The sequence below is a fragment of the Actinokineospora sp. PR83 genome (assembly GCF_021056305.1).
Lineage (GTDB): Bacteria > Actinomycetota > Actinomycetes > Mycobacteriales > Pseudonocardiaceae > Actinokineospora > Actinokineospora spheciospongiae.
Genome location: NZ_JAJCXD010000024.1, coordinates 237,272 through 250,690, shown reverse-complemented (window position 1 = coordinate 250,690; position 13,419 = coordinate 237,272). Strand labels below are relative to the sequence as shown.

Genomic DNA, 13,419 nt, shown 5'->3' with positions numbered 1-13,419 from the left:
GCCCCGGAGGGCACCATGAAGGCAGTGACCTGGCACGGCAAGCGGGACGTCCGGGTGGACACCCACCCGGACCCGGTGATCCAGGACCCGACCGACACCATCGTGCGGATCACCTCGTCCGGGCTGTGCGGTTCGGACCTGCACCTGTACGAGGTGCTGGGCCCGTTCCTGACCGAGGGCGACATCCTGGGCCACGAACCCATGGGCATCGTCGAGGAGGTCGGCCCCGGGGTGACGTCGCTGAAGGTGGGCGACCGCGTCGTGGTCCCGTTCAACGTCTCCTGCGGCGACTGCTTCATGTGCGGGCAGGGCCTGCACTCGCAGTGCGAGACGACCCAGGTGCGCGACCAGGGCATGGGTGCCTCCCTGTTCGGCTACACCAAGCTCTACGGCGCGGTGCCGGGCGGGCAGGCGGAACTGCTGCGGGTGCCGTTCGCCGACCGGCTGCCGATCAAGGTCCCGGCGGGCCCGCCGGACGAGCGGTTCGTGTTCTTGTCCGACGTGCTGCCCACGGCGTGGCAGGCGGTGGAGTACGCGGCCGTGCCCAAGGGCGGGTCCCTGGCGGTCATCGGCCTGGGGCCGATCGGCGACATGTGCACCCGGATCGCCCGCCTGCACGGGGTCGAGGACGTCGTCGGCATCGACCTGGTGGACGAGCGCCTGGCCCGGGTCACCGCCCGCGGCGTGCGCACCCTCGACCTGCGCGAGCACGGCTCGAAGCTGGCCGAGGCGGTGCGCGACCTCACCGACGGCCGCGGCACCGACGCGGTGATCGACGCGGTGGGCATGGAGGCGCACGGCGCACCGGTGGCGAAGCTGGCCCAGCAGGCCACCGGTTTCCTCCCGGACGCGCTGGCGGAGAAGTTCATGCGCACCGCGGGCGTCGACCGCCTGGAGGCCCTGCGCCTGGCCATCGACATCGTGCGCCGCGGCGGCACCATCTCCCTGGCGGGCGTCTACGGCGGCATGGCCGACCCGCTGCCGATGCTGACGATGTTCGACAAGCAGATCCAGCTCCGGATGGGCCAGGCCAACGTCCACCGCTGGGTCGGCGACATCATCCCCCACCTGACCGATGACGACCCGCTCGGTGTGGACACCTTCGCCACCCACAAGGTCCCGCTGTCGCAGGCCCCCGAGGCGTACGACATGTTCCAGCGCAAGCAGGACGGCGCGGTCAAGGTCCTGTTCACGCCCTGACCCCACCGCACCTACGGCGGCCGCACCCGCTGACCGGCGCTCTGGCTGGAAACTCGGGCTAAGCGGTCGGCTCCGCTTCGGCTGCCCGCCGCTCGGCAGCGCGTTCGGCTACGCCGTCCACGGGCAGGGCGACGACCTCCAGTGCACCGAGCGCGAGGTGTCCGGAGTCGATCGATCCCCCGGCCGCTCGTTCCGCCGCTTCCAGAGCGCGCTTCGCGTCGGCCGACAGGGGCGGCTCGAAGCGGCGATTCCGCCAGCGCCGCCACGCTGACCAGCGGATGGGCGCTGTGCCCAGCCGCCGCCGCACCGCGTCGGCGTCCTGGCCCAGCGCCGCGGCTCCGATGCCGTCGGCGTCGATCACGCCGAGCAGGAGGTGGCCCGCGTGGACCTCGTCGCTCTTCTCCGCTTTTGCGCGGAAGCCCGCGTGCAGGACCGCATTTCGTGCGGTGATGGTGAAATTGTTGAACATGTCCTTATTCTCACAGAGGGTGGAATAGGGCGGGTACGCGGCCGGTGACCGCGTACCCGCCTTTCCAGATCAGTGCGCCTAGCCGCAGTTGACGCCTGCAAGGTCGTCGAAAGCGGAGGCGCTGGCCGACGTGCCGTTGGCCAGGGTGATCACACCGGACGCCACGACCCGGAAGTCGTGAACACCGGTGCCCCCGCAGTTGCAGGTGACGTCATTGGGCAGGCTGGGCAGGTTGTAGCCGACATTGGTCTCGGTCGCCATGGTCTCCCAGCCGTACCAACGGCTCCGCTGGATCTGAGCGGACATCTCGATCTTGGCGACGGTGAAGTTGCAGCCGGTGAGGACGGTCGGGCCACCCGTATCCGCCACCGCGGCGGCAGGCGCGATGGACATCGCCGCCACCAGCACGGCGAACAGGGAAAAGAAACGAACCACTTTGCTCATGATACCCCCAGTATCTAGGCAAACCCTAGTGCTCCGAGCCGATTCGTGCTCGGAACTGAAGTCCAACTACAGCCGAGGAATGGAAGCAACAAGGTATTGCTGGCTGTGGTTGCCGTCTCCCAGCCGTGGCGGGTAGGCGCGACGGGGTGCGGTGATTAATCGGTTCGCTTGGGCCGGATCTGCCGTCGATTAATCAGTTCCTTCGGGATGGGTCCGCTGTCGCCGTGATCGACTCGGCGCCGGGCAGCGCTCAGTCGCGGAGGCGCAGCACGTCGGCGTCCGGGTCGAAGTCGACCAGGCCGCCGCGGGCGAGGTCGTGCAGCCAATCGCGCATCGGCCAGTACCCGTGGCGGCGGCGGAACAGGTGGGAGTTGTGCACCATCTCCGCGGCCCGGGCCGGTGTCTCCCGGGTCGGCGGGTGGTACTGGTGGTGGGCGTCGGCGCCGCCGAGCCAGTACAGCCGGGCGCCCGCCGCCGCGGCGGTGAGGGCGAAGTCGGTGTCCTCCGCGCCGTAGCCGCGGTAGTCCTCGTGGAAACCGCCCCAGCTCCGCCAGCTCTGCGCCGACACCCCGAAGGACAGCGACCAGAACAGCTCGAAGCGGTCGTCGGGCACCAGCACCCCGTCATCCGGGGCGGGGCGGCCCGGGTGCGGTGGTGCCAGCGCGGCGAGCCCCGTCGCCGGGTACCCCTCGGGTGGTGGGGGTGGCAGGTAGGCCACGGGCCCGCAGAACAGTGCGGGCTCGGTCGCGGCGCTGATCGCCTCCCGGTAGCGCGAAATCGCCCGCGGACCCGGGATGCAGTCCACGTCGAGGAAGACGAGGGCTTCCGCGCCCGCCCCCATCGCCTCGTCCGCCCCCCGGTTGCGGGCGGCGGCGAGGGGCAGCGGTCCACCGTCGTCCGGCAGCACCACCACGACCTGCTCGCACCCGGGAACCGCGGGCGGCTCCGGCCGCTCCCCCATCCCCACGACGACGTGCAGGTCCGGCGGGTCAGCGGCCAGACCCCGGCACTGCAACGCCAGGTGCCGCTCCCGCCCCCGGGTGATGGTGACGACCGCCGTCCGGCTCACCACGCGACACCGCCGCCCCGCGGCCGCCGGTCCCCGCCGCGACGCACGGCCCGGCGAAGCAGGCCCCACCACCGATCAACCGCTGAGCTCCGACCTGCCAGGCGCGAATCCCCCTCCCGAACCATGGTCAAGACCGCCGCACACACCCCGCTCACCACGCAGCACCACCGAGGCGGCGCAGGCAAGGCACCGCCGCCCCGCGGCCACCGGTCTCCACCTCGACGCACGGCCCGGCGAAGCAGGCCCGGCCACCGGTCAACCGCCAAGCTCCGACCCGCCACAAGCGAGCCCCACCCCCAGGCCATGACCGCCGCGCTCACCGCGCGGCACCGCCGAGTTCGTCGAGCAGGGCGGCGGCGCGAGCGGCACCGTCGCCCGGCGACCAGTGCGACCACCGGTCCCCACCGCGGCGCACCGCCCGGTCGAGCAGCCCCGACCACCGCTCGGCCGCGGGCCACGCCGAGACCACCACCGCCAGCCGCCCGCGCGACAGCGCCGCCGCGGTCGCCCGCTGCTCCCCGAACGGGCGCGGCTGCGGGATCACCACCGCGGGCCTGCGGGCGGCGGCCACCTCGGCGAGCGCGTTCTGCCCCGCGTGGGTCACCACCACCCCCGCCGCGCCCAGCGCGGGCCACGGGTCGGCCAGCCAGCCCCGCCACCGCAGGTTCCCCGGCCCGACCTCGCTCGACCGAGGTCCCGCGACCTCCCACTCCCACTCGGGCGTGGCCTCGGCGGCGGCGATCACCTCCGCCGCACCGACCTCGGTCCCCCCGGTGCCCCACAGCGCCAGCACCCGGCCCGCCTCCGGCGGGTCCGGCGCGGTCCGGTCGTCGAACCGCGACACCGCGCCCAGGTGGACCGCCTTGGCCGTCCAGGACGCGGGCCAGCCGGGTTGCGGCCGGGTGGGCCACGGGGCCAGCAGCCGCTCGGCGGCGTCGTAGGCCAGCCGGTGGGCCGGGTCGAGCCGGTCCCCCGGTTGCGCCATGACCACGACCGCCACCCCGTGCAACCGGGCGAGCAGCGCGACCTCCACGGACACGTCGGAGACCAGGGCGCGCACGTCGGGGCGGGCGAGCACGGCGCTCACCGCGGCCATCCTGGTGCGCAGCCCCCGGTGGCCGAGCGGAACCCAGTGCAGGGTGCCGTGCGCGGTGACGTCCGCGGTCGCGGTGTCCACCCCGTCCGCGTCGTCGGGCAGGCGCACCCACTCCCCCGGCCAGCCCTCGGGCTCGGGCGCGCTGGAGAGCCCGACGACCGGGGTCCGCAGCCTGCGGGCGATGGCGACCGCGCGGTGCCGGTGGCCGCTGCCGTGGTGGTGCACGTAGTAGGCGATCACCGCGTCAGTCCCCCCGCACCAGCTCGCGGTAGAGGCGTTCGTACCCGTCCACCATGGCCTCGACCGAGCAGGTGGCCTCGGCGCGGCGGCGGGCGGCGCCGCGGTCGAGCCCGGCCGCGGTCGTGATCGCCCCGGCCAGGCCCGGCATGTCGCCGGGCGCGGCGAGGGCGCCGGTGGCCTTGTCGAGCAGTTCGGGCAGGGCTCCCCTGGCGAACCCGGCCACCGGGGTGCCGCAGGCCAGCGCCTCGGCCACGACCAGGCCGTAGGGCTCGTCCCAGCACGGGGACACCACGGCGACGCTCGCCGACCCGACCAGTTCGGCGAGCGCGGCGTGGTCGAGGTGCCCGACGTACTCGACCCCGTCGCCGAGCAGTGGCCGCACCCTCTCGCGGAAGTAGGTGGGGTCCGGGCACGGCCCGGCCAGCCGCAGACCGGTGCCCGCCAGCCGGGCGGCGCGGATGGCCTCCTCCGGCCCCTTCTCCGGGACGACGCGACCGGACCACACCGGCGGCCCGCCCCCGGGCCCGGGTCGCCACCGGTCCAGGTCGACGCCGTTGCGGATGACCGTGCTCACCGGCACGCTGCCCCGCCACTCGTCGGCGGTGTGCTGGCTGACGGCGGCGAAGTGGGCGCACGTGCCGGGTTCGATGCCCAATGCGGACTCCAGCCACGGCGTCGGCGGGGTGTGCAGGGTGGTCAGCAGCGGCGCGGTGAGGCTGGAGGCCATGGCGATCGGCAGGTAGTGCAGGGAGTTGTTGTGCACCACGTCGTAGTCGTGCCCGGCGGCCAGGGAGAGCATGAGCGACAGGTAGGCGTGGTGCTCGGCCAGGAAGTACTCCGCGGGCATGCTGATGTCCTGCCGGGCGGCCCGAGACAGCGCGGGCAGCGCGCGCAGCACCCGGACGTCGAGCCCCGGGTCGGAGTCCGCTCCCGCGTAGACGTGCACCCGGTGGCCGCGGACACCGAGGCGGTGCGCGAGCTGCCAGGTGTGGGCTTCCAGGCCACCCGCGAAGGGCTGGCGGATGGGGTAGCGGGCGGAGGCGATGACGGCGATGCGCAGCGGCGTCGAGCTGGGCCGCGTGCCTGCGCAGCGTGAAGTCGCCATGGTCCTCCGGATCTGCCTGCGGCGGGCGCCGAACCGCCGCACTGGGGCGCGGCCGGTTCGGTGGGAGCGGCGCCGGGTGGCGGCGGTCCGCGCGCTCATCATCGGTTGGGTGGTGCGGGCGCACAACTCGAACGGGTGCTCACCGGCCCAGCAGGGCCAAGCGGTCGGCGTGCCGGGCCATCCCGCTCTCCACCCACCGCGGGTGGTCGGCGTACCAATGACGTTGGGCCGTACGGACCTCCGCGTCGTCGACCGGCATTCCCCCGACGATCCAGTGCTCCCTCGGTTCGACGTCCAATCCCAGCCCGGTGACCACGGCTTCGGTCAGCGGGGCGTGCACGCTGTCGAGCAGCACCCGGCCGGGATCGGCGGCGTCGGCGGGTGCGCCGAACGCCCCCTGCACGCGCCGGGCGAGGCCGATCAGCACCGGGTTCCCCGGGTGGTTCAGGGTGTTCGCCGCTGCCGCGCCCGCGTCTTGCAGCAGGTCGGAGACGGTGACGTCAACACCGGCCCGCCGTTCGCGCTCGGCGAGGTCGGCCACGGAGGCCGCCGCCACGGCACGCACCGACGCCGGGGACAGGTCCGGTTCCCAGAGCACCCCGGCGGCCTCGGTGAGGGTGCGCAGGTCGTGGTAGGGCACCACCGGCGGCACGAGCGAGCGGTCGTCCGGGTGCCGCACGATCGCGGCGAACGGGTGCAGGCCGTAGTGGCGGATGACCGGCCACCGGACCACCGCGGCGTTCGGCGGCAGTCGAGTGAGGACTTGGCGGGTTCCCAGCGGGAGGTCCCGGTAATCATCACGGACCGGTTGTGTCGCGAACAACACAGTGCGACCCAGGAGGGCGTCGAGGGCGGGCAGGTCGTCGGCCGTCAGCTCGTGCACGGGCGGGACGCGGACGGTGGGGACGGGGAACGTCGGCGAGCTGGCCAGTAACACGCGCAGCGATTCGGCCTGGCAGTTGCCGAGCACCACCGCGACCGGTTCACCGCCGGAGGTCGCCGCGTAGAAGTCGCCGTAGTGCGCTCGTCGCCCGTTGTCCACCGCGCGATCCTGCCCCAGGTCCGCTCCGGTCGCCGAAGTTTCGCGGGGGGCGGTTCGGGGAACACGCGCGAATGCCCGTGCCCTCACCCGCGATCCGGGTGGCCTCCGTCCCTTCCGGACACGTCTACGTGCGCCACCTGTCGGCCGTCGAGGACGGTGGGGTGGTCCACAGGCTGCCGGACCCGCCCGTCCCCGGGGCGCCCGAGGGCCAGTGGTGGCCATCGCCGCTGCTGGAGGCGTCCTGGGTGGACGCGCACGCGGCCGAGTTCGACCTCTACCACCTGCACTTCGGCTTCGACGACCGCACCCCGGCGCAGTTGCGCGAGCTGGTCGCCGCGCTCCGCCGGGCCCGGCGCCCGCTGGTGCTGACGGTGCACGACCTGCGCAACCCGCACCACCCCGATCCCACACCGCACGCCGCCGCGCTCGACGTGCTGGTGCCCGCGGCGGACGCGGTGGTCACGCTCACCCCTGGCGCGGCGGCCCGGATCGCCGAGCGGTGGGGTCGCACGCCCGAGGTGGTCGCGCACCCGCACGTCGTCCCGCTGGAACTGCTGACCGGTGCCCGGGAGCGCGGTCCCGGTTTTGTGGTCGGCCTGCACGCCAAGAGCAAGCGGGCCAACAGCGATCCCGTCCCGGTCGCCCGCGCGCTCGCGGCGGCGGTGGCCGCGCTGCCCGGCGCCCACCTGCGGGTGGACGCCCACGACGACGCCGGGGGTCGCGCGGTCGCCGCCGCACTGCCCGACCTGGACGTGCGGGTCCACCCGCCGTTCACCGACGAGGAGCTGTGGGAGTACCTGCGCGGCCTGGACGTGTCGGTGCTGCCCTACCGGTTCGGCACCCACTCCGGCTGGCTGGAGGCGTGCCACGACCTGGGGACGACGGTCGTGGCACCGTCGTGCGGCTTCTACGCGGAGCAGGCGCCGTGCCTGTCCTACGCGGTGGACGAGGACGGGTTCGACGCGGAGTCGCTGCACGCGGCGGTGCGGCGGGCCCACCGCGAGCGGCCGGTGTGGCAGGCCGAGTACGCGTACCGGCTGCGCCAGCGGCGGGAAGTGGCGGACGCGCACGAAGCGGTCTACCGGGCGGCGCTGAGCGGGGTCCGGCAGGAGGTGGGGGTGTGAGGGTCCTGTTCCACGCCCCGGGCCCGGCGTCGCACGGGGTGGTGCGCCACTCGGCGCTGGTGGCCGACCTGGCGGCGGCCCACGGCGTGCGGGCGGTGGAGTCGAACCCCGACGTCGCCCACGCGCAGTTCACCGACGGGCTCTACGGCCCCGACACCCGCGCGGCGGCCACCGCGTTCGAGACCTGGGCGGCGACGGCCCCGCGCCCACTGGTCGTCACCCTGCACGACGTGCCCGGCGTGGACCCGGACCCCCGGCGCGGCGCCGCCCGCGCGGAGTCCTACCGGCGGGTCGTGGCCGCCTGCGACGCGGCGGTGGTCTCCTCCCGGCACGAGGCGGACAAGGTCGCCCGACTCGGCGGTGGCCCGGTGCGGGTGATCGACCTGCCACTGCCCCACCTCCCCGCCCCCGGTGACCGCCCACCGTGGGCCACCGGACCGACGCTGGGCGTCCTCGGCTTCGTCTACCCCGGAAAAGGACATGCCGAAGCCATCACCGCCGCAGCCCGCCAGCCCACGCGCCCCGCAGTGGTGGCCATGGGCGCGGTCAGCACCGGACACGACGACTTGGCCACCTCCCTGCACGCCTTGGCCGCGGACCTCGGAGTCCCCTTCACCATCACCGGCACCCTCAGCGACACCGAGATGGCGTCCGCCGTGGCCGCCGTGACGGTGCCACTGGCGCTGAACCGGGGCGTGAGCGCCAGCGGCTCCCTGCTGACCTGGCTCGCAGGCCGCCGCACACCCCTGACCGCCCACGGCGACTACGCCGACGAGGTCGCCACCCACAGCCCGGTCTGGCTCTACGACGACTTGGACGACGCGATCACCACGGCACTGGCGGACCCGGCCCGGACCACCCTGCCGCACCCGCCGCCGTGGCCGGACACCGGCGCGGCCCACCGGGCGCTCTACGACTCGGTGCACGCGGCCGTCCCGTGCTGACCGACGTCCTCGTACCCGGCAACCGCTGGGACCTCCTCACCCCCTACCCCATCCCCACCCCCCGGGTCAGCGTCGTCGTCACCCACTACGAACAACCCCGCCAACTGGAACGCACCTGCCTGGCCCTGCACCGCCAAACCGCCCCACCCCTGGAAATCATCATCGCCGACGACGGCTCGGCCACCCCGCCCACGCCGCCCACCGGCGGCCCACCCACCCACGTCGTGCGCCAATCCGACCGGGGCTTCCGCGCCGCCGCCGCCCGCAACCTGGGCGCCCGCCACAGCTCCGGCGAAGTCCTGGTCTTCCTCGACGCCGACACCGTCCCCGAGCCGGACTTCCTCCGCGAGATCGTGCGCACGGTCTCCCGCTCCCCCGACGCCCTCGCGGTCGGCCGCCGCAGGCACGCGGACTTCACCACCACCGCACCGGACGCCCACCCCGCCACCGCCACCCACCTCCCCGAACCCGCCTGGCTGACCGAGGGCTACCAGGCAAGCCGAAACCTCCTCGACGCCGACGGCCGCAGCTTCCGCCACGTCATCAGCGCCCTCCTGGCCTGCCGCACAACCCTCTTCGAGGACCTGAACGGCTTCGACGAACGCTTCACCGGCTACGGCGGCGAAGACTGGGACCTCGGCTACCGCGCCTGGAACGCGGGCGCCGTCCTGGTCCACGAACGATCAGCCATCGCCTGGCACGACGGCCCCGACTGGGAGGGCCGGGACACCGACCGCGAGGCACTGGACCGCCAGAGCGCCCGCCTGGCCGCCCTCATCCCCGAACCCAGCACCCGAGGCGCAGCCCTCCCGGCCGACCTCCCCGACGTCCTGGTGGACCTGACCCCGGCCGCCGACCCCTTCCGCACCACCCATTCCCTGCTGCGCCAGGACTTCCGAGACCTGAAGGTCCGCCTCCCCCCAGGTGCCGACCCGGCAGCTCGGGAACTCTACGGCCGCAACGCGCAGACCGAGGCGTGGACTTCCGATCAACTCCGCCGCTGCCGAGCCCGCCTGCACGCGCGCGGCCCACTGCCTCCCGGTGCTGTCACGGCCGCGATGGACCTGCTGGTGGGCAAGGACCTCGCGCAGGTGACCCTGACCGCAGCCGGTGACGAGGTCGCCACGCTCACCAGCACCCGCAGCACCGCCCGCGCCCACCGCTGGCGAAACCGGTTCTCCGCCGAGGAAATCCGCGACCAGTTCGGCACCGCCCACATCAAAACCGGCCCCCCGCCACCACCCCGCGCAACACTGGCGGGCTACTTCGACAAGCGCGACCATTCCTAGCCCCCGCAATCGCAGGCACGGACCGGCTGGGTGAGAGTGCTCGGCCGGGGGTGATCATGCGGCGGTCAGTCCCGCGAGAGCGCGGCGAGGGTGTCCTCGAACGACGCCCAGGCCCGGTCCGTGTCCGGGCCGTGGGCGTGCGGGGCGCGGAACCACTCCACGAACTCGATCACGTCGATCAGGCCCCACCGGAGCCGGTGGAGCCGCAAGGCTTCCGCGGAGGGCCGGTACCCGGTCAGGTCCCGGTACGTCGTCAGCGTCGCCGGGTCGTCGGACAACAGCGACAGGTCGCGCTCCGGCACGGCGATCCCCACGGTGTCCCAGTCCACCAGGTGCAGGCCCGCGTCGGTGCGGATCAGGTTGCCGGGGTGGGGTTCGCCGTGGGTCACGACGGTGTGGCCACGGGCGGACACCCGCTCGGCCAAGCGGTCGAAGTCGCCGAGACGGGCATTGATGACCTCGGCGTGCTGCATGAGCAGCGACCGGGCGGGCGGCCCGTGGGGACCGGTGTCCCATTCGGCGGGCGGCGTTGTGAACGCGGCTGCCACACCGTCCCGGCCGGGGAGCGCGAGCAGGCACCGAGGAGCGCCTGCCGGTGTCGCGGTGGAGTGCAGACGCGCGAGGAGTTCCTGGACCGCTTCCCCTTCGGCCGGGTCGAGCACCTGCCCGAAGTGCCCGGACTCGCCCTCGACAACCGGGAACACGCTGAGCGCGTAACGGGCGCTCAACCCCACCACCACATCCCCCTCGGCAGTGGTCACCGGGGCCACGACGAACTCCAGTCCCGACGTCCGCAGTGCCAGCGCGGTCCGCATGGCCCGGCGCAACCCGTCCAACGCCGCAGCCGTGCCGTCCCCGCAGTGCGGCTTGTGGTCCAGCGCGGCCACCGTGGCGAACCAGCGGTTGCCGTCCCCGCCGACAACGCGCCAGTGGTGGTCGCCGAACCCGAGCGGGGCATAGGCGATCTCCTGCGCGTCGATGCCGAAGTGGCGAAGCCCCTGGCACACCGCGTCCTCGGTCAGGTCTCCTGGCGGTTGTTCCACTCTGCCGAACCTAGTGATCGACAACGATCATGTCGGCGGTGTGGTGGTTGTCGTGGTGTGGCCGGAGAGCAGCCACTCGGTGCGGCTGATGACCGCAGGAGTGGGCACCGGCACCCCGGCCCCGTCGAGCGCTGTCGTCTCCGCACCCAGCAACGAACCGGTGAGCCGGTCGAACACCAGCAGCCGCTGGAAGGGCTCCTCCGGATCGAGGTGTCCCACGGCCACACCGGCGCCCCGGAACGAGTTGTCGACGTACAGGTCGGAATGGCGCGCGAGGTCGAGCAGCAGCAGGCGTTGCAGTGCGCCAGGCACGACCTGGTTGTTCCACACTCCGGTGAACACCTTCACCGCCGTGGAAGTGGAACCGTTCGGGTTCCGGTCCCGCAGCCGCGCGGTGAGCGCGTCCGGGTCGGCGGCGGTGAGGAACGCGGCCGCCAACCCTCCAGGCGGGTAGTCCCCGGTGGGTTGCACGCTCTCCCCACCTCTGGTCACCACCAGGCGCCCCGAGCCGTCCGGGGCGATCCACTGCTCGCGCTCCGACTGTTCGACGACGCCCGTGGTCGTGCCGCCCAGCACGCGGGCTGTGTGCAGGTACGAACCCGATGTCCGCACGTAGTGGTACCGACCGGTGCCGCGTGGTGCGGGCTGGCGGGCGATCTTCTCCGCCAGATCACGCAGCACGCCAGCCGCGTCACCGCTGTTCCCGAGCACCACGACAGCCCGCCTCCCCTGGTCACGGCAAGTTCGCCGCCATTGTCCCAGGAGCGTCAGGGGTCGCGGCGGGGCAGCGGTTCCACTGCGGGCCCCTCCAGCACAGCGCCGTCGACGTCGAAGCGGGAGCCGTGGCACGGGCAGTCCCAGCTCCGTTCCGCGCCGTTGAACCGCAGCAGGCACCCCAGGTGCGTGCAGCGCAACGACACCGCGTGCACCACCCCGGCCTGGTCCCGGTACACCCCCTTCTTCCCCACTCCGTCCGACACCACGCGCCCCTCGTCCACCGGCACCTCGGCCGTGGCGGAGGCATCGGAAGTGGTGAGCCGGTCCCCGACGATGTCCTTGGCCACCTTCAGGTTCTGCTGCACCAGCGTCGGCGCGCTGCGCAGGCTCACCCGATGCGGGGAGAACAGCTCCGCGTGCGGGGTGTCCACCCCGGTGATCCGGTCCGCCAGTACCTCACCCGCCACGCTGCCCATCGCCAGGCCCCACTTCGCGAACCCGGTCGCCACCCACAGCCGCGCCGACCCCGGCAGGTAGGACCCGACCATCGGCAGGTTGTCGTACGGCTTGGGGTCCTGCGCCGACCAGCGGTGGGTGACCTCGGCGACGTCGAAGTGCCGGTGCGCGAAGTCGGCGAGCGCGGTGTACCGCCCGGCGTCGACGCCCCGCTCCCCCGCCGGGTGGCCTTGGCCGCCGACGATCAGGTGTTCGCCGTGGCGACTGAACGACCACGACTCGCTCCCGGCGCTGATCGCCAGGTCGTGCGGCGGTGTGCCGGACCGCAGCCGGGCTGCGATGCAGTAGGACCGCTCGGCGTCGAGGCGGGCGAAGAACAGGCCCCGGTCGAGCATCGGGTAGTGGGTGGCGACGACCACCTGTTCCGCCACGACCGCCCCGTCAGCCGTGCTCACCCGGTAGGGCGCGGTGACGGACACGGATCGCACGCGGCTGCGCTCGTGGATGCGCCCGCCCTCGGCGGTGAACGCGGCGGCGAGGCCGCGCACGTACTTCGCCGGGTGCAGCACGATCTGGTCGGGCAGCCGCACGGCGCCGTGGATCGGGAACGGGAGGTCGAGCTGTTCGGTCCACTCGACCGCCAGCCCGGCCCGGTCGGCGGCCCGCATCTCCGCTTCGACCTTGGCGCGTTCGTCCTGGGAGTAGGCGAAGGTCGCGGCCGGTGCCCGGTGCAGGTCGCAGTTGATGCCCTCGGCCAGGGTGGAGACCAGGCGCACGCCCGCCGTGGCGGCAGCGGCGTACCCGGCGGCGGCGAGGGCGCCGTGGCGCTGCTCGATCGTGGAGTACATCGTGGACTGCAGCGCGGTGACCTTGGCGGTGTTGTTGCCGCTGACCCCGCTGCCGACTCGCTCGGCCTCGACCACCACGACGTCCATGCCGCGCCGTTGCAGCAACAGCGCGGTCGTCAGCCCGGCGATGCCGCCGCCGATCACCGCCACCTGCGCCTGCTGCTCACCGGTGAGCGGCAGGTGTTCGACGGTCGTCTCACCCAGCCACAGGGACTGCTCGGCGGTGGTGGTCACGAGCGGACCTCCGCGTCGTGGAGGTGGGCCCGGCAGGTCAGCGAGTGCGGCACGACGACGCCTTTCCTCGGAGTTCACGCGCGTGGTGGTGCGTCCAGC

Annotated in this window: 13 protein-coding genes; 4 read left to right on the top strand and 9 right to left on the bottom strand. The window is 73.5% G+C overall.

The genetic code is table 11. The annotated features are described in order from the left end of the window. Positions 1 to 15 precede the first annotated feature (15 nt). Positions 16 to 1,200, top strand: a complete 1,185-nt coding sequence (locus tag L6E12_RS08675) for a zinc-dependent alcohol dehydrogenase (protein WP_236227362.1) — start codon at positions 16 to 18, stop codon at positions 1,198 to 1,200. A 58-nt stretch (positions 1,201 to 1,258) separates the two neighbouring features. Here L6E12_RS08675 and L6E12_RS08670 read toward each other — a convergent pair whose 3' ends face one another. The 6 genes from L6E12_RS08670 to L6E12_RS08645 all read right to left on the bottom strand — a co-directional run bounded on the left by L6E12_RS08670 (position 1,259) and on the right by L6E12_RS08645 (position 6,665). Continuing rightward, complete coding sequence (locus L6E12_RS08670) at positions 1,259 to 1,669, bottom strand: hypothetical protein (RefSeq protein WP_236227361.1); 411 nt, start codon at positions 1,667 to 1,669, stop codon at positions 1,259 to 1,261. Positions 1,670 to 1,747: 78 nt separating this feature from the next. Continuing rightward, entirely contained in the window at positions 1,748 to 2,113 is a 366-nt protein-coding gene (locus tag L6E12_RS08665) for a hypothetical protein (RefSeq protein WP_236227360.1), read from the bottom strand. Positions 2,114 to 2,363: 250 nt separating this feature from the next. Then, positions 2,364 to 3,182, bottom strand: a complete 819-nt coding sequence (locus L6E12_RS08660; protein WP_236227359.1) for a glycosyltransferase family 2 protein — start codon at positions 3,180 to 3,182, stop codon at positions 2,364 to 2,366. A 316-nt stretch (positions 3,183 to 3,498) separates the two neighbouring features. Beyond that, the gene (locus L6E12_RS08655; RefSeq protein WP_236227358.1) at positions 3,499 to 4,518 is read right to left on the bottom strand and encodes a glycosyltransferase; all 1,020 of its coding nucleotides are present in this window, start codon (positions 4,516 to 4,518) and stop codon (positions 3,499 to 3,501) included. 4 nt (positions 4,519 to 4,522) lie between these two features. After that, positions 4,523 to 5,623 carry a glycosyltransferase gene (locus L6E12_RS08650; RefSeq protein ID WP_236227357.1) on the bottom strand — a complete coding sequence of 367 codons (1,101 nt, stop codon included), beginning with the start codon at positions 5,621 to 5,623 and terminating at the stop codon, positions 4,523 to 4,525. Positions 5,624 to 5,762: 139 nt separating this feature from the next. After that, positions 5,763 to 6,665 (bottom strand): WcbI family polysaccharide biosynthesis putative acetyltransferase, encoded by a 903-nt coding sequence (locus L6E12_RS08645; protein WP_236227356.1) that lies wholly within the window; start codon positions 6,663 to 6,665, stop codon positions 5,763 to 5,765. A gap of 71 nt (positions 6,666 to 6,736) precedes the next feature. On the opposite strand from L6E12_RS08645, the gene L6E12_RS08640 reads away from it, so the two are divergent. Genes L6E12_RS08640 through L6E12_RS35050 form a run of 3 tightly spaced genes read left to right on the top strand, consistent with a single transcriptional unit; the run spans position 6,737 to position 10,022 of the window. Further along, positions 6,737 to 7,789, top strand: coding sequence for a glycosyltransferase (locus tag L6E12_RS08640; RefSeq protein ID WP_236227355.1), 1,053 nt, complete (start codon positions 6,737 to 6,739; stop codon positions 7,787 to 7,789). Continuing rightward, the gene (locus L6E12_RS08635) at positions 7,786 to 8,733 is read left to right on the top strand and encodes a glycosyltransferase (RefSeq protein ID WP_236227354.1); all 948 of its coding nucleotides are present in this window, start codon (positions 7,786 to 7,788) and stop codon (positions 8,731 to 8,733) included. The genes L6E12_RS08640 and L6E12_RS08635 overlap by 4 nt, the downstream gene beginning before the upstream one ends. Beyond that, on the top strand, positions 8,727 to 10,022 hold the full coding sequence (locus L6E12_RS35050) for a glycosyltransferase (protein WP_308074456.1): 1,296 nt from the start codon (positions 8,727 to 8,729) through the stop codon (positions 10,020 to 10,022). Before L6E12_RS08635 ends, L6E12_RS35050 begins: the two co-directional genes overlap by 7 nt. A 65-nt stretch (positions 10,023 to 10,087) precedes the next feature. Here L6E12_RS35050 and L6E12_RS08625 read toward each other — a convergent pair whose 3' ends face one another. The 3 genes from L6E12_RS08625 to L6E12_RS08615 all read right to left on the bottom strand — a co-directional run bounded on the left by L6E12_RS08625 (position 10,088) and on the right by L6E12_RS08615 (position 13,320). Further along, entirely contained in the window at positions 10,088 to 11,065 is a 978-nt protein-coding gene (locus L6E12_RS08625; protein WP_236227353.1) for a phosphotransferase, read from the bottom strand. A gap of 27 nt (positions 11,066 to 11,092) precedes the next feature. Next, positions 11,093 to 11,746 (bottom strand): hypothetical protein, encoded by a 654-nt coding sequence (locus tag L6E12_RS08620; protein WP_236227352.1) that lies wholly within the window; start codon positions 11,744 to 11,746, stop codon positions 11,093 to 11,095. Positions 11,747 to 11,832: 86 nt separating this feature from the next. Continuing rightward, positions 11,833 to 13,320 carry an FAD-dependent oxidoreductase gene (locus tag L6E12_RS08615; RefSeq protein ID WP_236227351.1) on the bottom strand — a complete coding sequence of 496 codons (1,488 nt, stop codon included), beginning with the start codon at positions 13,318 to 13,320 and terminating at the stop codon, positions 11,833 to 11,835. Between the last annotated feature and the right edge of the window lie 99 nt (positions 13,321 to 13,419).